Source organism: Cellvibrio sp. UBA7671, assembly GCA_002483145.1.
Lineage (GTDB): Bacteria > Pseudomonadota > Gammaproteobacteria > Pseudomonadales > Cellvibrionaceae > Cellvibrio > Cellvibrio fibrivorans.
On record DLHJ01000004.1, the window covers coordinates 173830 to 192757 of the forward strand.

Below are 18928 nucleotides of genomic sequence, written 5' to 3' on the forward strand. Positions count from 1 at the left end.
CTGATTCGATATAGAAATTTGGGAAATGCAGGCCCCGGAAGAGCGGCCAGAGGTTAGGTTTTTAGTGATAGTGGTCCGCCGCCAGTAACGGGGATGACTCCAAGGCGAGATGCACTAAATGGCGCGACGATTACCCAAATTGAGCAACTATGCAAAACAGTGAAGCAGGGCAGTCAAAGAATACTGCTATAGAATTAATTAAAAAGTTCCAGCAACTTTTTACCGATTTAAATCATAAACAAATCGCCGAGCGCCTGGTTAAATTGGTAATTGCCAAGGAAACCATTAGCCGAGCGGTGTTAATTGTTGAACGCGACAGCCATCTGTATGTTGAGGCAATTGCCTCCGCTGGCACCGACGAACCTTTCGTCAACGGCGTTGCTACCTCCCTCAGCCGCTTAAATTATTTACCCCATCAATATATCCATCAGGTGTTTGATTCCGGCCGCGCCTGCGCACTGGATCAGCAGACCATCAGCAAACTCGGCGCACTCTTTATCCAGAAAGGCACTCATTCCTGTTTTTTACATCCCATCCAGGAAAAAAATAAAACCATCGCCGTGTTTTATATGGAGTCTGCCCACGAGTTGCCCCAACTGCAAAAAGCGGTAAATGAGCTGGATACTGTCTGGACCTTCAGTTCGCTGCTGGTGCGGCAAGTGATCGACATGTGGCATCACGAGGAGCAAGCCGAGCGCTTCCGCCTCGCTGAACAGGCACTCTGGGCGAGCGAAACCTATCTGAATGCAATTCTGCGCTATTCACCGGCGCTAATTTCAGTCAAGGATCTGGACGGCAATGTCGTGCTCGCCAGCGAACACTACAAGCAGATGGCCAATATCGACGAGACCGGTTTCGTCGGCAAAAACGTATTTGATGTTTACCCCAAAGATGTAGCCCAATCTATGTGGGAAATAGACGCAGCAACCAAGACGAAGCAGCAGACCTATGAGGTTGAGCTGGATTTAATGCATAAAGATGGCAGCCAGCACACCTATTTGATGGTGAAGTTTCCGCTGCGCAACAAAGAGAACAATGTGTTTGGTGTTTGCACAATCGGTACCGATATCTCCGAGCGCAAGCTGGCTGAAAACGCCCTGCGCGAGCAACAGTCGCGCCTCAACTATATGGCGTTCCACGACTCGCTCACCTCCCTGCCCAACCGCTCACTGTTTTATGACCGCATTTATCATGGCCTGGCGCGCGCGCGCCGCAGCGAATCCAAAGTCGCGCTCATGCTGCTCGATATCGACCGCTTCAAAAATATCAATGACAGTCTCGGTCACGATGCCGGCGACATTCTGCTGAAAGCCATCGCTATGCGCCTGAATGAAGGTGTGCGCGACATGGATACAGTCGCGCGCTTGGGCGGCGACGAATTTGTGGTGGTTCTGGAAGGAATTCACGATCTTGAAGATGTAGTGTTTGTGGCCAACAAACTGCTCACCACCTTATCGCGTCCGCTGGAAATCAGCGGCCACAGTATTTCCACTACTGTCAGTATCGGCGTTAGCCTTTTCCCGGATGATGGTATGGATACCGACGAGCTGCTGAAAAACGCCGATGTCGCCATGTACAAGGCAAAGGAAGCTGGTAAAAACAATTGCCAGTTTTATACCAAGGGCATGAATGCCACAGCAGTCAATTATTTGTTGCTAGAGAACGATCTACGCCGCGCAGTAGACCAACAACAATTGGTGCTTTATTACCAACCGCAAGTCGATTTAAAAACAGGCGAGATGATGGGTGTAGAGGCGCTGGTACGCTGGCAACATCCTGACCGAGGCCTGATCTCGCCCGCACATTTTATCCCGCTCGCGGAAGAGACGGGATTAATTGTGCCGATTGGTGAGTGGGTGCTGCGCGAGGCTTGCCGCCAACAAAAAATCTGGCTGGATGCAGGTAAGTTCGTAGGCAAGATTGCCGTGAATTTATCGCCGCGCCAGTTCCGTCAAAAAAACTTTCCTGGCAAAGTCGAGGCGATTCTCACCGACATCGGCTTGGAAGCAAAACATCTGGAACTGGAGATCACCGAAAGCTGCGCCATGGAACATGCAGGTGAGACGATCAACCAGCTCAACCAATTGAACCAGATGGGCATGTTCCTCGCGATTGATGACTTCGGTACTGGCTACTCATCGCTTGCCTATTTGCAGCGCTTCCCAATCCAGAAACTCAAGATTGACCGCAGCTTTATCAACGACATCCACGACGACGACAACGATGCCGCTATCGCCAAATCGATCATCGGTCTTGCGCACAATATGCAGATGCGCGTAGTCGCAGAAGGTGTTGAGAACGAACGCCAAGCTGAATGGCTGCGCGACAAAGGCTGCGACCAGGCGCAGGGCTTCCTCTACGCCAAACCCATGACCGCCAAACAATTGGAAAACCATTTTCACAATGGCCGATTTTATTTCGACGGCACCATCGTTCACTTGGAGCCGCATTTGAAATTGGGGGCGTAACCCCCCAATGCTTATTTTGCGCCCTTAACCCTTACCCCGCGTTTTATTAGCATTCGGGCGCGCATTCTCTTCCACAAACATCACAATCGCCTCAGCGATATCTTTTTGCGTTGCACCTTCAATTCCCTCCAATCCAGGTGATGAATTCACTTCCATCACCAGGGGCCCACGGCTCGAACGAAGTAAATCTACTCCCGCGATGTGCAGCCCCATGGTCTGCGCTGCCTTAATTGCTGTGCGTCGCTCGGTCGGGGTGAGTTTGGTAACTTTGGCGGTGCCGCCGCGATGTAAATTGGAGCGAAATTCTCCCTCTTGCGCGGTACGTTCCATCGAAGCGACAACCTTATCCCCGATCACAAAACAGCGCACATCGCTGCCATTGGCTTCTTTGATAAATTCCTGTACCAGAAACTCGGCACGCAGTTCGCGGAAAGCTTCAATCACACTCTCCGCTGCTTTCTGGGTTTCCGCGAGCACTATGCCGCGCCCTTGAGTGCCCTCGCAGAGCTTGAGCACCAGTGGTGTGCCACCAACCAGTTTGATAAGCTCCTTGGCGTCATGCACGTTGTAAGCGAAACTGGTCTTGGGTAGACCAATCCCCTTACGCGACAGCAACTGCAGTGCACGTAACTTATCGCGCGAGCGCCCCAGGGCGATGGACTCGGTCAGACAGTAAACCCCCATCATTTCAAACTGGCGAATCACCGCCAGACCATAGTGGGTAACCGATGCCCCGATACGCGGGATCACCGCATCAAAATCTTCCAACTGCTCACCCATGTACCAGATGGCCGGACTGTCAGACGCAATATCGATGTAGCATTTAAGGATGTCGATGACCCGCACTTCATGGCCGCGTTGCGTGCAGGCCTCCACCAAACGACGGGTGGAATAGAGGCGGCGGTTGCGCGACAAAATAGCAATTTTCATAAAAGACCTGATTGAATAAAAAAGAAAGTGGCTACCGCTAGAGCGATGCCATCGCTGGCTGGTTTTTATTGCCACCCAGTAAAAAGGACTTGCTGCTATCAACCCAAAAACCCTGCTTAAGGGCGCTGCGCCCGAGCAACATTCGGAAGCGCATATTCTCACGATCGGTCAGCGTGACCTCAATAGTCATACTGATACCATTGATCTGCAGGCAGGTGTCAATGACCACCCGCTGCTCACTGTGACCACCCGAGTCGGTCACCATACGCACATCTTTAACGGGCGCCTCACACTCGATGCAAGTGAGGCTGTCTTTTTGCAGCGGATGCAGGCCAAACCTCACCCACGGCTTGCCATCTTTATCAAAAGGCGTAACGTAGTAAGCATGTAAAGCGCTGGTTCGCGCGCCAGTGTCGACCTTGGCCTTGATGGCGGGAATACCTAACTCGGGTAGCCCTACCCACTCGCGCCAGCCAATTACTTCAGGTTGTTTTTTGGTCACTGCCAGGAGTCCTCGGTTTGCTGGTCGATTAAGAAGATGGGGATGGCCGGTCTTGATGCAAGCATGCGCGCGACCAACTTAACAGGCGCGCTTTGTACCCCAGTTCAGGGCCAAGGTACAAAGAAAAATTTTATTGCCATCGCGCGATTTTTCTTTTGTTTTTTAATAGGCTATGGTAAATAGCGCGGGTCAAATTTTCCCTACCGGGAAGCAGACGCCACCACCCCCTCTCTATCAATGTTGGAGTAGTCTTATGTCAGTTGATGTAGAGTCACCAGATGCCGATCTGATGAGTGATGTTACCATCGAAACCGATGATGAAGAGGCAACACCAAAGCTTACAGGCAAAGAAGCCAGCCAGCACACTTTGGAAATGCGCCGCAAAATCGAAGACCGTTTGGAGCGTCGCCGTATTAAAGATCAATTGGGTTACGACGATATTTCCGATCTGGACTTTTAATCTAAGTATTCGGGTAATTTAAAAACCTAACACATTAATTCCAAGCGTCGCATCTGGCAACAAACCTGAAATTCAGGTATTCGGTCAATACCCATAACAACATTGTCAGCCGCCAGCTCACTGGCGGCTGGTCTTTATGCGCTTTTGCCCACCGTTTCATAACTTTACCCATCGCGGTGAGCTGCGCTATTGCCGTGCAAACGATTAACTTCTATCATCGGCTTATAGTCAGTTTGGATGCATATCTGATATGGATAGCGTTCAGGCGATCTCTCCAAGGCGGGTTTGATCGACACTACACCCAAAAAAAATCGCATTTCCAAACACAGCGAAAATAAGAATAGTTGATGGATGCTTCAACGCATCCGCCGCTGGAGCCCAGACTGTATGCAACACTCACCCCCACACCGTTTGTACTTTGAAATCATCCTTGGCCTGCTGGTCATAGTCACTATTTTTGCTATCACAGGCGAAGAGCAAATACTCGAAGAGCGCTTGGTTATCGATAACACCAGCGGTATGGCACTCAATGTGTACGACGATAGGGAAAACGGCGGCAACTCCAGCATTCACCTCGAAGATAAAAAAAATATGCAATGGCATTGCATACTGCGCGAGAGCTACTCTTATCCACATTGCGGATTTGAAATCCTGTTTGATAAAGAGCGCACCAATGGCGTTGACCTGCGCCATTACAACAAAATCCGCCTCTGGCTGGATTACAATGGCCCCAGCCAAACCGTGCGTATTTCGCTGCGCAATTTTGACCCGCTTTACAGCAAAAAAGAAATTCTGCAGAGCACCAAATACAATCAAATTGAATTCAACGTTGGCCTACTCAATGGTGTTGCAGAATTTTCCCTCAAGGATTTTTTTGTTGCCAACTGGTGGGTACTGGAAAATAAAATCCCGCCGCAATTGAGCCATCCACAATTCGATAACGTCACCATTTTTGAAGTGCAAACCGGCTCAGGGCGACCACTGGGAAAGCATCAATTCCATTTACATAAAGTAGAATTTATTGGGCAGGCATTAACCACTGCTGATTGGTATCTCGCGATTATGATGTTTTGGCTAGGGATTATTTTATCCTTTCTGGCCTATCGGATTATCAAATTAAAAGATGAAGTGGTTATTCAGCGCAAACGCGAATCGGAATTGCTGGAAATTAATGAAGTGCTCGACATGCGCAGTAAAGCGTTGGAGATAAAAGCCAAAACCGATCCTCTCACCGGCGCTTTTAATCGCCTCGGCATTGAAGAAGCGATCAGCCTGGGCTTGCAGGAGTGGCATAAATACCGCAAACCACTCTCGCTGGTAATGATCGATATAGACCACTTCAAACAGGTCAATGATCGGCATGGACACGATACTGGCGATCTGGTGTTAAGCCATTTATCCAGTATTGTGCAACAACATACACGCACCCAGGATTTGTTTGCCCGCTGGGGCGGTGAGGAGTTTGTATTGGTCTGCCGCGATACGGATATTGAAAGTGCCTGCGCTATTGCCGACAAACTGCGCGAGCTCATTGCGAACCAAACCCTGCACAAAGACATTCATATCACCGCGAGTTTCGGTGTCGCTACTTTAAAAACCAATGAAAATTTGGAGCAGCTGTTTAAAGCGGCAGACACCGCACTCTATAGGGCGAAAGCGGCGGGGCGTAACCGGGTAATTACTGCAGCCTGATATTGTCCCAATAAAATTCGCGTGATGTCGGTAATTGCAGTGCAAATACGGTAAAACCGGTAATTTTATCCATCTGCATATCGCGGCCAGCAGGTGCACTGCGGAGTTCATTGAGATCAATACGCACATGATTCCAACCTGTCATTAATACAACGGGATAATTAAATCTGTCACCATGCAAATTTCTACCGGAATCGTGCTGATAATCAGAAATTTTTATCACCAGCTCCAGCCGTTCAGCTTCAGGATTATAAAAATCCATTGTTAAAAATTGATAGCCACTCCAATCGCCATAAGGACCTAACAAACTGATCCCGGCATATTTTTCAGTGCTTAAGATCACAGATAATGACCTATGGCCGTGGCGCACAACGCTGTCTGATTGCCGCACGGTTGCACGCGCTGCACCCGCCTGTACCTGCTGCATTTCATGGCGTGACTCAAAACTATTTACCAGCGGGAATTGTTGCCGCATTACAACATCTCCCCACGCCGCATCCAGCACTGACCATAATGATGGCAGGACACACATCACGCTAATAAAACGCAGCAACCAAACCCGCCGCGTTGGTTTTTGCCCCCAAAACAACCCCAACCACACACCAAATACATTATGCAAAACATCATCCACACTGGTGTTTCGTCCTACAAAATGCTGGACTAACTCAATCGCACCGCCAATTACAATTGCAACAATTGTCACTAAAAACCATTGCCGCCAATGCGCCAAAGGTTTAAACGCTTGAACTAACAACATCAATACCGCAAAAAAAATGATATGGCCAAAATTCCATACATTTTTTAGTAAGAGCGACGAAAATGAATCAGGCCCACCCACAAAAAAGAACGGTACGACAAGCAGGATAAATAATCCCGACAACCAGGAAGGCAGGCTCGCTTTCAAAATAACTCCATCATAAGTTAATTCACAAAAGAACAATTCATTACAAATGACTGGCGCGCAGTTTGGCAATCAGTAATGACTAAAAGTGAGTAAGGTTTAGTATAAAGCCGGCATGGGCTGGTAAAGCCGTGTATAAATCCTATGCCGTGTGCATGGGGAAAACAGTTCAATCTAATAACAGGACTTACTATTATGAACACCATCATTTCCTTCATTGCTCGAGCTATAGCACATAGCGCCGGTTTGGTAGCACTTTGCGCTGCTGTTTTTAGTCTTGGCACTCACGCTCAAACCATTATTAGCCCCGAACCAACAGGCACGACTTATATTGTTAAACCGGACTACCGCAAATGCGCATTCCCCATGTGTGGAGGCTGGTTTTTAACGCCAGTAAACCAGTATTCACTCCAATTACAAACGGAAGATGAAGCCTATGAAAGCGCTGCATTATTGCCTAACAGCATTTATGTTGCCTACATTAATTACAAACGTTTGGGTTTAACTGAAAAACAAATTGCCGAATTGAACAGTGCAATACACAGCGAACAAGCGCTGCTGCGAGGCGCGGTGATTAATTCACCTATTTCAGGCCGGGTAGTAACCCGCACTAAAACCCTGGTGGCTAACGGTGCTTGGGTAGGCGCCAATAAAAACCCACCCGTCGGCCCCTATCTGAAGATTTCCAGCACCGGTATAGTCTGTATCACCACCCCCTGCCCTTACTTTAGAGCCGGATTAATTAACAGCGATTACAGCAGCGAATTTCATGATTTGTCATTGGAAAAAGCAGCACTGGATCGCGAGCAAGAAGCTCAAGCATGGCAGGCGATATCGACCGACGGATTGGTCATTACCGGCACAACTTATGTGAGCACTGGCTTTGATGAAACCGGCGCAGAACCGGGCAAAGGAATAGGCATAGCGGCTACCAAAGTATTTTTTGCATTTCCTGCGAAAAAATAATTTGTGCAAATAAATAATCCCCGGATCATTCATGCCGGGGATTATTTGTCCTACTTATCACCTAAGATTAAGCAGGTTGAATCAACGACCGTTTGCACCAAGCTGCGCTCTGAGTCTAAGATACACTTCGACTCATTTGCCACAGCACACCTAATGCACATTATTAAAATAACAGTAACCTTTAGACTTTGCCTGATCCTAAGCACGATCATGCTCTGCCTCACTGCACTTGCAAATCCGCTCTTCCCTCTACTTAATCTCGAAGCTACAAAAGTCTCTACTGGCGAATTCTGGCGTTTGCTCACCGCTAATCTGGTCCACTTTGGATGGGCGCATACGCTGATGAATGTGGCCGCACTGCTGTTATGCGCGCTGGCTTTTTTTACGGAGTACTCACTAAAAAAATTCTCGCTATTATTGCTCTGGTGCTGCGCGATTGTTGGTATTGGGATTTATTGTTTTAACCCTGAGTATTCACCCTATGCAGGCTTGTCCGGTGCGATACACGGATTAATTGTCGCTGGATTATTACAAACACGCGCTTATCCTCAGTGGATTCGTGTAATTGCCCTGGGTTTGGTGGTGGCGAAATTAGTTCAGGAGAATAGTGCTGATTATGAAGCAACTGATTTGCAGGCGCTGTTGCCGGTGGTGGTGGCAGTGGAATCCCATTTATATGGCGCAATTGCTGGATTGGCATTCTCGGCTATTGACTGGTTATTACAACGATTAAAAAGGAAAGCGTAGATGCAAGGTTCTCCTGGTGTTGCTATCGATTATTTTTTGGCAGGTGCGCGATTGATTGTAAAACCTGGCTTCCGCCGTTTCATTTTGATTCCGCTGCTCATTAATCTGGTTATTTTTGTTGGCGTGACTATCGCGCTCTTTCACGCCTTTGGCGATTTTTTTGCGCAGGTGTTGGAGTGGTCACCCAGCTGGCTGGATTGGTTTGCCTGGATACTCTGGCCACTGGTGGCATTTGTGTTTTTAGTTATCTACGGTTACAGCTTTAATATTATTACCAATTTTATCGCAGCACCGTTTTTTGGATTGCTGGCGGAAAAAATAGAGACTCATTTAACCGGTGTTGCACCACCCGATGAGCCATGGGGTCAATTGATTCCGCGCACCTTGCAACGCGAGGCGGTGAAGCTCTGGTATTTTGTGAGTCGCGGCCTATTGGTATTGATTATTTTCGTAGTGCTATTTTTTATTCCCGGTGCAAATTTATTGGGTTTATTGATTGGGGTAATCTGGAGCTGCTGGTGTATGGCGGTGCAGTATTCGGATTATCCCGCCGATAATCACCAATTGAGTTTCCGTGAGTTGCGTCGCCGTTTAAACAAACAGCAATTGACCAGCTACTCCTACGGCGGGATTATTTTGTTGGGCAGTATGGTGCCGGTGTTGAATATTTTTGTCACGCCAATTGCGGTAGCCGGAGCGACACTTTATTGGGTGAAAGAAGTAAAACATCTTTCTTAACAATAATTTCCTGCAAAACACACAACGGTCATACCTGCGTTCGCGCGGCATGACTAAGATGACAAGTTATTCCTCCGCATCGCCATCATCCACAATCATATTGCCGCCAGCTTCTTTGGCGTGGCGCACATAAATATTCGCCTTGGCAATTTGCTGATCCAGACTTTGACACATTTGGCTGGTGATACCCGCGCTAAAATAAAAGTGCATGGTTTCACCGTTGATAACATAGGCTTCGGCGGCCAACAATTGTTTAACTTTGCTTAACAGGGCCGCCGCTTTTTCATGATCCAAACCCGGCATCAGCACATAAAAGTCGTCGCTATCGGCGCGCGCGAATAAAAATCGCCCCAGCATAGTGTGCAAGCTGGTTGCGATATATTTGAGCGCTACATCACCCCAACCGTTGCCATGTTTCTCGTTAATATCACCGAAATGATCAATATTAATAATGGCCATCGCCAGCGGGGCTGCTTTTTCTTCGGCAGTTTTATATAACTCACGGGCGGCATTAAAAAAATAGGAGCGATGGAACAAACCGGTGAGATGATCGCGCTGGGCGTTATAGGTGATCTGTTCAACCAGTTCAAGTGATTCAATATTGTGGATAATGCGGCAATAAAATTCTTCCGGATGAAACGGTTTCCGCAAAAAGTCATTGGCACCGTGTTTGATAAATTTGGCGGAGAGCGCCTCGCTACTTTCACCCGATACACCAATCATAATCAAATCGGTTTTGTCGTACTTGTAACGCAGGTTGCGCACCAACTCAAAGCCATCCATTTTCGGCATGTTGTAATCGGTGATTAGTAATTTAGTGTCGGGGTTTTCCAGCAGCACTTTGATCGCATCCACACCATCAACCGCCTCAACCACTTGAAACAAATGGCGGCGAAATAAATTTACCATATGCTTGCGCGACATATCAGAATCATCAACCACCAAAACTTTTATGCGCTGGTTTTTTTCCAGACGGTTGATCATGCCGACGGCTTTGCTATAAGCGTAGCGGCCCTCTTTGGTCACATAATCAACTATGCCTTTGTTGAATAATTGCTCGCGCCGTTTTTCGTCGTAGCTACCGGTTAGCACAATGGTAGGAATTTTTTTGCTAAGGATGAAGTCCACTACTTCACCGTTGGGGGCATCCGGCAAATTCAAATCTACCAGGGCAGCAAAAAAATCGTTCGGATATTGTTCGTAGAGCGCTGTTGCTTGCGCCATAGTCGCAGCGTACACAGCTTCATAAGCTAGCGATAAACTCTGCACCAGATGGCGCATGATTTTCATCACCATCTCGCTGTCTTCGACGATTAGAATTTTTTTCATGGGTTATCACTCAACAGCTTTCAAGTATCCATTGAGTGTAGCCAACATTTGGAAAAATGCGCCAAGTCTATGATTAGGCTAAGTGTTTAGCGCCAGAGGTAACCAGAAATTGCCGTGTTGAACAGTAGGCTGCTGAAGTTTTGCTCTGCCACCAATGAGCCTTTGCTGGCAGCACCCCAACATACATGCAATGGCAACAGGTGTTCTTCGCGGGGGTGGCTAAAACGTCCTTGTGCGGCAGAGGCCCAAGTGCACAGACGCTGTTCACGATCCTGAGGGGTCAAGTTAGATGCAGTGAGTGTCTCGGCCAGCCAATCGTCAAAAATCTCGCTTTTGCCTTTTATCGATGGGTCATTAGAAAAAAAAGCGCGCATATTGTGAAAGGACATACCCGAGCCAACAATCAACACGCCCTGCTCACGCAGCGGCGCAAGCGCTTTGCCAATGGCAATATGCGCTGCAGGATCGAGCGAGGAGAGTAAAGATAATTGTACGACCGGAATATCAGCGGCGGGGTACATCAACATCAGCGGCACAAAGGTCCCGTGATCGTAAGCGCGTTGGTTATCCAAACGTGCGTCGATATTGTTATCCTGCAATAGCTGCTGGATTTGCTTTGCTAAAGGTTGGTCGCCCGGTGCGGGATATTTGAATTCATAACTCTCAGGCGGGAAACCATAGTAGTCGTACATCATGCCCGGTGCGGGAGAATAAGTGATGCTGACCACCTCTTCTTCCCAATGCGCGGTGATCACCACAATTGCTGTTGGACGAGGTAAATCGACCGCAAGCGATTGCATAAAGCGGGTGAGCTCACGGTGATTGGCATCGCCCAACAAAGGCATAGGGCCGCCGCCGTGGGGAACAAACACAATTGGCATTAATGATTGACTCATAAACTCACCGAAAATTATTTGCTGTATTTACAGCAGGGCGGCAGCTTTATTGTGTTCGCGCACAGACTCGTAAATCGCTGCGGCCATAATAATGCTACCGCCAATGATTGTGCTCCAATCAGGATAAGTGTGCAGCACCGCAATTTCGTATATCACCGCATACACCGGCTGCAAGCAGGCCACCAACCCCACCGTTTTCGCTTTTAGGTAGCGCAGCGCATAACCCAGCAATGTATGGGTAAAAGCGGTAAACACAATGCCAAGGCAGAGCAGCAGCCACCAGTCGTGCGTGCTCGGTTGGTGCGATGAAAAAAATAAAATCGGGGTCATCAATAGTGCGACGATCAATACTTGATAGCTCATCGAGCGCGCGGCAGTTTGGTCGCTGAACCAATAGCTCAACAATAAATTGCGCACTGCAAAAGTCAGTGCGGATATCACTCCCCAAATCACACCTTGGGTCATGTTGTTGTCGATATCAAATTCAGGCACGAGACAATAAATACCAACCAGCACCAGAAAACCGCTCACTACATCGCGCCAATCAAGTTTGGTGCGCTTGATCCAAGGCTCCAGAAATACGGTGACGACCGGGTAGGCGTAGAGCGAAATCATTCCCACCGCAATATTCGCGACCTGCATGGAGTAGAAGAAGGTCACCCAATGCAGGGCAAGCAGAACGCCAAGCACCAGCATGCGACCATAATCTCGCGTCGTTCTAAGCCCGATACTGCGTTCGCGCCAATAGACCCAGGCGAAAAGTACCACTGCCGCAATCCAGGTGCGGTAGCCGGTGATATCCCATGCAGGCAATTCGATAATTTTTGAGAAGAGCCCTGTCGCGCCCATCAGGAACGCACCCAAATGCAGGGTTAACAAGGCCGATTTAGCAGAGGACATAACCATTCCAGGCAGCAGGAGCGCCCCGCTAGGCGCGCCCGGCGAATGCCGGGCGGAATCAAATCAGTGGTTATTGATTTTAAAGAATTTAATTGCGCGGTCTGCGGCTGCGATTGCCGCCGGGGCGGTTGCCAACGGAGCGATTGCTAAAACGCTCATTGGTACGCGCACGCGGTGGTGCTGGAGGGCTGTCCGGCGGAGTCAGCAACAGATATTCCGGCGGCTGCTCACATTTAATCGGCTTACCCAACAACTGCGCGATAGGCTCCAGCAACAACGCATCATCCTCACAGGCAAAACTGATCGAGGTACCGTTTTTGCCTGCACGACCGGTGCGGCCAATGCGATGAACATAATCTTCCGGCTCTTCCGGCAGGGTGAAATTCACTACGTGGCTGATGCCGCTGATATGAATCCCGCGCCCGGCAACATCAGTCGCTACCAACACTTTTATCTCGCCGGATTTAAACGCATCCAAGGTCGATACACGCTTGTTCTGTGCAATCTCGCCGGAGAGTAAACCTGCTTTGATACCGTGGCGCTGCAGCTTTTCTTGCAGATCGCGGCATTCGTCGCGGCGATTAGCAAACACGATCATGCTCTCGGCATGTTCTTGCTGAATGAGGTTATATAGCAGTGTGTATTTCTCTTCCGTCGAAACCAGATACACATGTTGGTCAACACGTTCGTTGGCGACGGATTCAGGTTCGATATCGATGGTGACCGGCTTGTAAGTCCACTGCTCCACCAGGGTACGCACTTCATCGGTAAAAGTGGCGGAGAAAAAGAGTGTCTGGCGATCTTCGCGCTTGGGAGTCTGGCGTACGATTTGACGCACTTGCGGGATAAAACCCATATCGAGCATACGGTCAGCCTCGTCGATGACAAGGATTTCCAACTGGTCGAGATACACATCTTTGTTGCCACAGAAATCGAGCAGACGGCCGGGAGTCGCCACCAAAATATCGACCAGATCATCATGCAGATGGCGCTGTTGTTTGACGTAATCCATACCGCCCACGAGCGTGTGGATTTTTAAATCCGTGTATTTGCACAGGCTTTTGGCGTCTTCCGCAATCTGGATAACCAGTTCGCGTGTAGGGGCGATAATCAACGCACGAGCCTCACCGGCATAGCGTTTTTCAGCGATAGGATTCTTGAGCAGGTCATCGATAATCGCCGTTAAGAACGCGGCCGTTTTACCGGTACCGGTTTGGGCTTTACCAACGACATCCTTACCTTGCAAAGCGTAGGGCAGCGATTGGGCCTGGATCGGCGAGCAGTATTTAAAGCCGAGATCGGCAATTGCTCGCATGATCGGAGGCTCAAAATCAAAATCGTGGAAGCGGGTTTTGCCTTCGATCTCCTCAACTTCAAACTGGGAAATATCCCAAGGGCCATGATCCACTTTCACGCTTTTTTTCGGACGCGGCGCGGTCGAGTGACGCGGGGGTTTGGCTGAGTGGTCACGCTCAACCGCAGGAACTTGCTCACCGGTTTTTTGGGCGGGACGCTGGTCGCGAGAATTGCGGTTGCCACGGATATTTTGACTTGATCCACTGCGTTCGCGGGGATGTTTTTTTGCACCAGATCTATCATTGGCAGTTGTTTTGTCACTGGCGGGCTTGGAGGTTGCCTCGTTCTTTTCAAGCTTATCCGCACCTGAACCTATCAGTTTTTTAAAGAAATTTCCGATCAATCTATTCACCAAAAGTTATTTCAGCCAACGGCTTAAAGGGGCAGTCACGCAGACTTGCCGATATAACCACTATCTCGCGTTTATGCAGCAGGGAGTTCAAATCTGGCATTTGGGGGATTCAAACCTGATTATGAGGGTTTAAACCTGCGGCGAAACAGTAGAAGGAGCGCGCAAAGAGTCTATTAATTGCACGCATGAACTGTGCCCGAGTATACACCAATCATCAGACAATCAGCGGCTTTGCAGCCAGTTGGACAGAATTAATGCTCCCCAACCAAGGGGATTTCTGCATAATTAGCACCTGCTAACATCCCCCCGACGACATCGACAGGAGCTATCCATGAGAATTCACAGCCTGCAACATGTTCCATTTGAAGATATCGGCAGCATGGCAAGCGACTTTCGCGCACGCGGTTATGCGCTCTCCACTACCCATTGGTACCGGGGCGATGCAGTGCCGGCAGTGAGTGATTTTGATGCTTTAGTGGTGATGGGCGGCCCCATGGAGATTTACGATGAAGCAATTTACCCTTGGCTAGCCGATGAAAAAATCCTGATTAAAGAGACCATCGCCGCAGGGAAAATCGTGTTGGGAGTTTGTTTGGGCGCGCAGCTGATTGCTGATGTGCTGGGCGGAAAAGTCACACGCAATGCGCACAAAGAAATTGGTTGGCTACCCATCAACATTAATCCTGCCGCTGCGACGCATCCCATCGCACAGGTATTCGCACGCAACCCCAATGTATTTCACTGGCATGGCGATACATTTGCATTACCGCCCGGCGCGATGCACCTCGCCAGCAGCGAGGGCTGCGCTAATCAGGCTTATGTTTTTCAAGATCAGGTTTACGGTTTCCAATTTCATTTGGAAACCACACCTGCATCCGCGCGGGCGTTAATTGAACATTGTGCGGAAGATATTGATGGTTCGCACTACACACAACCGGCGCAAACCATTCTCGCGAGCGATGAAAAGTTTGCGCAGATCAATCGTGCGATGAGTGAAGTAATTGCAGTAATTTTTGGATCAGAGCAACACCCTTAACTCAGAGCACCACGCCAAATAAATGCCCTGCTGCTGCAGTTAACGCCATAGCGGCAGCGCCCCAGAAACCAACGCGCGCAGCCCCAACAAACGTATTTGCCCCACCCACTTTTGCCGCAAGCCCACCTAATAACACCAGCGCGATGAGTGAGAAAGACACAATCGCAAACGAAAGATATTGTGCTGGATGAAATAGCACAACCAACAACGGGATCAGCGCACCCACTGCAAAAGTTCCTGCGGATGTCAGCGCCGCTTGCAGTGGCCGCGCACTAAACATATCAGTAATGCCCAACTCATCGCGCGCGTGGGCGCCGAGCGCATCATGTGCCGTCAATTGCTTGGCCACTTCATGGGCGAGGCTGCGCTCCAAACCACGCGCGACATATATCTCTTCCAGCTCGCGCAATTCACCTGCAACATCGTTTTCCAATTCGTGAATTTCGCGCGCAAGATCAGCCGCTTCAGTATCCGCCTGCGAGCGAACAGAAACATATTCGCCCGCCGCCATACTCATCGCACCCGCCACCAAACCCGCCGCACCAGCCAATAAAATTGCTGAAGTGTCAGCCTCTGCGGCGGCGATTCCCATCATCAAACTGGCGGTAGAAATAATGCCGTCGTTCGCGCCCAACACCGCTGCGCGCAACCAACCTGAATGATGGGAGCGGTGACCTTCACGATGGCGCATAGGCTTACGACTCTTTATTGATTAATGAAATGCGCTTCAAGGTGTTATCCCGTTTTACGTAGTGATGAAACAAGCCCGCCAACACATGCAAGCCAATCAGGTAGTAACCAATTTCCCCAACCAGCCCATGCCAATGCTCGACCTGTTCCGCCAAGTCATGATTTTCACCCACTAACGGCGGCAATTCCAATCCAAAAAAGGGCACACCATGACCTTCAGCACTTAACACTACCCAGCCGGCAATTGGCATAAAAACCATAAAAGCGTAGAGCGAGAGATGCACAATTTTTGCGAGCGCATTTTCGAGCGGTTTAGGCGTGGGCACTATCGCCGGCGTTGGGCTGGATAAGCGCACGCCAAGGCGAACTATCACCAGCAATAACACTACAATCCCAAACATAAAGTGCAGTGCTTTCATAAACTCACGAGGATCACTGCCTTTGGGAAACATGCCGCGAAATTCCATAGTGACGTAAACAGCAATCAAAAGTACAAACATAAACCAATGCAAGCCAATAAGGATTGGGCTATAGCGGCTAACAGTGTTGGGATTATTCATCGTTGTTCCTCTGCAAGTTTTTTATTGTGTTGATGTTATTTATACACACGGCCCTGGTACTTCAACCATCCTCCAGGGTGCACGCCTTTTGGGTCGTGATGCGTCCAGTGAATCACGCCCCCTTTTTGATTCCACTCATATTCACCATAAAATTCCAACTGCTCGCCTTCACGCAAATTTTCCACGCGTGGCGCCAGATCAATATTATGTGCAATGAGCAGGCTATGGCCGGATTCCAATTCCAGTAAAAATCGTTGATGGCGACTACCTTTATTATCATCGGGAAGAATCCGGGCAACCCTGCCCTCACCTCCCAACTGCACATTGGACCGCCCATTGCGGAATGCCTCGGCGATTAATACATCTGCACCGACAACACTCTCGCCCTTTACGGCCAGCGCCAGTTGCGCTTGGGCTGCGTCTGACTCCAACAATTGTTGTTTGTTAAGGTTATTGAGCAGCGCAAGGCCCAGAGCAAAAATCAACAGGGCAAATAGCGGTTTTAGTTTACTGCGCGACTTCATGGATGAGTCTCAACAACTGCGGAGCGCGCAGCATAACCCAGACCAACCGCGCTGTTAACGCCTGCCTTGCCCGCGCCGCACTCTACCCACGCAAACTTAAGCCAAGATTAATTCAGCACTTAACACATCTGGTGAGCCCCACACTTTTTCACAAAAGTCGAATTGACAGACCATTTGGTCTGTTATTTAATGACGACCGACCAAACGGTCGGTTTTTCGGTTACCCCACAAACCGCTCAAGATACAACCAGAGTTAATAATGGAGAAAAAGGAACTTCACACCAGAGATGGCAATCGCCCGCTGCTTTCAGTATGGATTCAGCTCGCCAGCGCCAATCTAGTCGCGGGTATTCAGATTTCAAACTGATGCCACAAGAACCAAAAGATCGCTCAAGGAGCCAAGCCCTAATGAAAAACACACTGAAATCGTCAGTCCAGCACATGCCGTTACTGCAAAGTTTCCCAACCCTTGAATTACGCTCCCCCTATCATTTAGCTGATTTCCAGCCATTTTCGCTGGAACTCATGAGTTACACGCGGCATATCCGTGCGATAGCCCTGACTTTTTTTATTGTTGGCCTACTCGCGATTAGCAGTACCCTGAGCTTTGAGGCTTGGCAATTCAATCCCTCAATCGTAAAAGAAAATGGTCTCCTGGAGTTGGCGCAAGGCGGCTTCTTGCTCCTGGCAGCACTGGTGCAAGGTTGGCGTGCGTTTAATACGCATGACTCCGGCTTAAAGCGCGATATTCGCGTGGGACTTGCACTATTTGCGTTAGCACTTTTTTTGCGCGAAGTAGATATCGATAAATTGGGCAGCAGTGCAGCATGGGATGCACTCGAAAAAATCTTGCGCGTAATCGCCCTGTTAATGATACTCAGCTTTACGTGGCACATATCGCGCAGAGTTAAGTTGGTTTTCCGTAACCTCGGTAAAGTCCTGTTGGCACCAACGGTTATGCTAACCATGCTAGCCTGTGTGTTCTACGCCTGCGGCTGGCCGTTTGACCGGGAACTCTTCGATATGGATAAAGGTCTATCGCAGTGGTTTGAGGAGACCTTTGAACTTAATGCTTGCTTGTTATTTTTCTGCGCAAGCTTATTGGGCAGTATCAAAACTGATGTAGTAAAAATCCAGGCGCCGTCGTTTTAACGGCGCCGTGTTTTAATTAGAGTGTTTCTACTGGAATGTTTCACCGGGATGTCATGAAACTCGATAACAATAATATGATTGCATACCCAAGAGACAACTATGGCCACTGAACGCAATGCCGAACAAACGCGCACCCGCATACTTGAAGCAGCGCGCGAGGAAATTTTCCAAAACGGGTATCAGGGGATGCGCATTGATGCGATCCTGCAAAAAACCAAGCTGGCTAAAGGCGCTCTCTATCACTACTTCCCCAATAAACTAGCCTTGGGTTATGCGGTAGTGGACGAGGTATTGATGGGGCATTTCCAGACAGTCTGGGAAGATTTTTTCCAGCAACACAAAAATCCGCTTACTACACTGCAGCAAATGTTTGTCTATAAAGCCGAGTCGTTCCAAAACGCCGCCTGCTTTAACGGCTGCCCCTTAAACAATTTAAATCAGGAGATGGCCGCTATTGATGACGGCTTTCACCAGCGCCTGGAAAAAGTATTTGAGAATGCACACATGACGATTGTGCGCGCACTGGAAAAAGGCCAAGTGGATGGACTGGTCAGAAAGGATATTAACCCCGTGCGAATTTCAATGTTTATCTTCAGCAGTTACCAAGGGATTATGGGCGCTGCAAAATGTATGCAGGCGCCGGAATTGTTGAGCGATTTATTTGGTACGCTCAATGATTATATTGACACACTGCGCGCATCGGAAAAAACACATTAGCGATCCACTTGG

Annotated in this window: 19 protein-coding genes; 9 read left to right on the top strand and 10 right to left on the bottom strand. The window is 49.0% G+C overall.

All coding sequences use genetic code 11. The annotated features are described in order from the left end of the window. The first annotated feature begins 149 nt into the window (after positions 1-149). Positions 150-2468, top strand: a complete 2319-nt coding sequence (locus tag B4E62_RS05775) for a putative bifunctional diguanylate cyclase/phosphodiesterase (protein ID WP_310075632.1) — start codon at positions 150-152, stop codon at positions 2466-2468. Positions 2469-2492: 24 nt separating this feature from the next. Here B4E62_RS05775 and rimK read toward each other — a convergent pair whose 3' ends face one another. Both rimK and B4E62_RS05785 read right to left on the bottom strand, forming a co-directional pair. Further along, entirely contained in the window at positions 2493-3398 is a 906-nt protein-coding gene (gene rimK / locus B4E62_RS05780; RefSeq protein WP_310075629.1) for a 30S ribosomal protein S6--L-glutamate ligase, read from the bottom strand. A gap of 37 nt (positions 3399-3435) precedes the next feature. Then, positions 3436-3900: an ATP-dependent zinc protease gene (locus B4E62_RS05785; RefSeq protein ID WP_310075627.1), complete on the bottom strand. Its 465-nt coding sequence runs from the start codon at positions 3898-3900 to the stop codon at positions 3436-3438. A gap of 253 nt (positions 3901-4153) precedes the next feature. On the opposite strand from B4E62_RS05785, the gene B4E62_RS05790 reads away from it, so the two are divergent. Together B4E62_RS05790 and B4E62_RS05795 are read left to right on the top strand one after the other, a co-directional pair. Next, entirely contained in the window at positions 4154-4360 is a 207-nt protein-coding gene (locus B4E62_RS05790) for a PA3496 family putative envelope integrity protein (protein ID WP_310075626.1), read from the top strand. Positions 4361-4747: 387 nt separating this feature from the next. Beyond that, positions 4748-6052: a GGDEF domain-containing protein gene (locus B4E62_RS05795; protein ID WP_310075623.1), complete on the top strand. Its 1305-nt coding sequence runs from the start codon at positions 4748-4750 to the stop codon at positions 6050-6052. Here B4E62_RS05795 and B4E62_RS05800 read toward each other — a convergent pair. Next, a complete protein-coding gene (locus B4E62_RS05800; protein ID WP_331351452.1) occupies positions 6039-6956 on the bottom strand; it encodes a VanZ family protein in 918 nt (305 codons plus the stop codon). The genes B4E62_RS05795 and B4E62_RS05800 overlap by 14 nt on opposite strands. A gap of 192 nt (positions 6957-7148) precedes the next feature. Between B4E62_RS05800 and B4E62_RS05805 the strand changes: the two genes are divergently transcribed. The 3 genes from B4E62_RS05805 to cysZ are packed head-to-tail and all read left to right on the top strand — an operon-like array spanning position 7149 to position 9404. Beyond that, positions 7149-7919, top strand: coding sequence for a DUF6748 domain-containing protein (locus tag B4E62_RS05805; protein ID WP_331351453.1), 771 nt, complete (start codon positions 7149-7151; stop codon positions 7917-7919). A gap of 3 nt (positions 7920-7922) precedes the next feature. Beyond that, positions 7923-8666: a rhombosortase gene (gene rrtA / locus B4E62_RS05810; protein ID WP_331351454.1), complete on the top strand. Its 744-nt coding sequence runs from the start codon at positions 7923-7925 to the stop codon at positions 8664-8666. Then, entirely contained in the window at positions 8667-9404 is a 738-nt protein-coding gene (gene cysZ / locus B4E62_RS05815; RefSeq protein WP_310075614.1) for a sulfate transporter CysZ, read from the top strand. It begins immediately after the preceding gene. A 66-nt stretch (positions 9405-9470) separates the two neighbouring features. Here the strand turns inward: cysZ and B4E62_RS05820 are convergent, their stop codons facing one another. The 4 genes from B4E62_RS05820 to rhlB form a co-directional block, all read right to left on the bottom strand. Further along, positions 9471-10733, bottom strand: a complete 1263-nt coding sequence (locus B4E62_RS05820; protein ID WP_310075613.1) for a response regulator — start codon at positions 10731-10733, stop codon at positions 9471-9473. 86 nt (positions 10734-10819) lie between these two features. Beyond that, positions 10820-11629, bottom strand: coding sequence for a class III extradiol ring-cleavage dioxygenase (locus B4E62_RS05825; RefSeq protein WP_331351455.1), 810 nt, complete (start codon positions 11627-11629; stop codon positions 10820-10822). 27 nt (positions 11630-11656) lie between these two features. Beyond that, positions 11657-12529 carry a DMT family transporter gene (locus tag B4E62_RS05830; protein ID WP_331351456.1) on the bottom strand — a complete coding sequence of 291 codons (873 nt, stop codon included), beginning with the start codon at positions 12527-12529 and terminating at the stop codon, positions 11657-11659. 88 nt (positions 12530-12617) lie between these two features. Beyond that, on the bottom strand, positions 12618-14237 hold the full coding sequence (gene rhlB, locus B4E62_RS05835) for an ATP-dependent RNA helicase RhlB (protein ID WP_414633253.1): 1620 nt from the start codon (positions 14235-14237) through the stop codon (positions 12618-12620). Positions 14238-14568: 331 nt separating this feature from the next. On the opposite strand from rhlB, the gene B4E62_RS05840 reads away from it, so the two are divergent. Then, positions 14569-15273: a type 1 glutamine amidotransferase gene (locus B4E62_RS05840; RefSeq protein ID WP_331351457.1), complete on the top strand. Its 705-nt coding sequence runs from the start codon at positions 14569-14571 to the stop codon at positions 15271-15273. A 1-nt stretch (position 15274) separates the two neighbouring features. Here B4E62_RS05840 and B4E62_RS05845 read toward each other — a convergent pair whose 3' ends face one another. From B4E62_RS05845 to B4E62_RS05855, 3 genes are read right to left on the bottom strand one after another with little or no spacing between them, the layout of a single operon-like run. Continuing rightward, on the bottom strand, positions 15275-15964 hold the full coding sequence (locus B4E62_RS05845) for a VIT family protein (RefSeq protein WP_331351458.1): 690 nt from the start codon (positions 15962-15964) through the stop codon (positions 15275-15277). A gap of 4 nt (positions 15965-15968) precedes the next feature. Beyond that, positions 15969-16523 carry a cytochrome b gene (locus B4E62_RS05850; RefSeq protein ID WP_331351459.1) on the bottom strand — a complete coding sequence of 185 codons (555 nt, stop codon included), beginning with the start codon at positions 16521-16523 and terminating at the stop codon, positions 15969-15971. A gap of 35 nt (positions 16524-16558) precedes the next feature. Beyond that, on the bottom strand, positions 16559-17047 hold the full coding sequence (locus B4E62_RS05855) for a DUF3465 domain-containing protein (protein WP_331351460.1): 489 nt from the start codon (positions 17045-17047) through the stop codon (positions 16559-16561). Positions 17048-17455: 408 nt separating this feature from the next. Between B4E62_RS05855 and B4E62_RS05860 the strand changes: the two genes are divergently transcribed. Further along, positions 17456-18199: a hypothetical protein gene (locus tag B4E62_RS05860; protein ID WP_331351461.1), complete on the top strand. Its 744-nt coding sequence runs from the start codon at positions 17456-17458 to the stop codon at positions 18197-18199. Positions 18200-18298: 99 nt separating this feature from the next. Next, positions 18299-18916, top strand: coding sequence for a TetR/AcrR family transcriptional regulator (locus B4E62_RS05865; protein WP_331351462.1), 618 nt, complete (start codon positions 18299-18301; stop codon positions 18914-18916). The last annotated feature ends 12 nt before the right edge of the window (positions 18917-18928 follow it).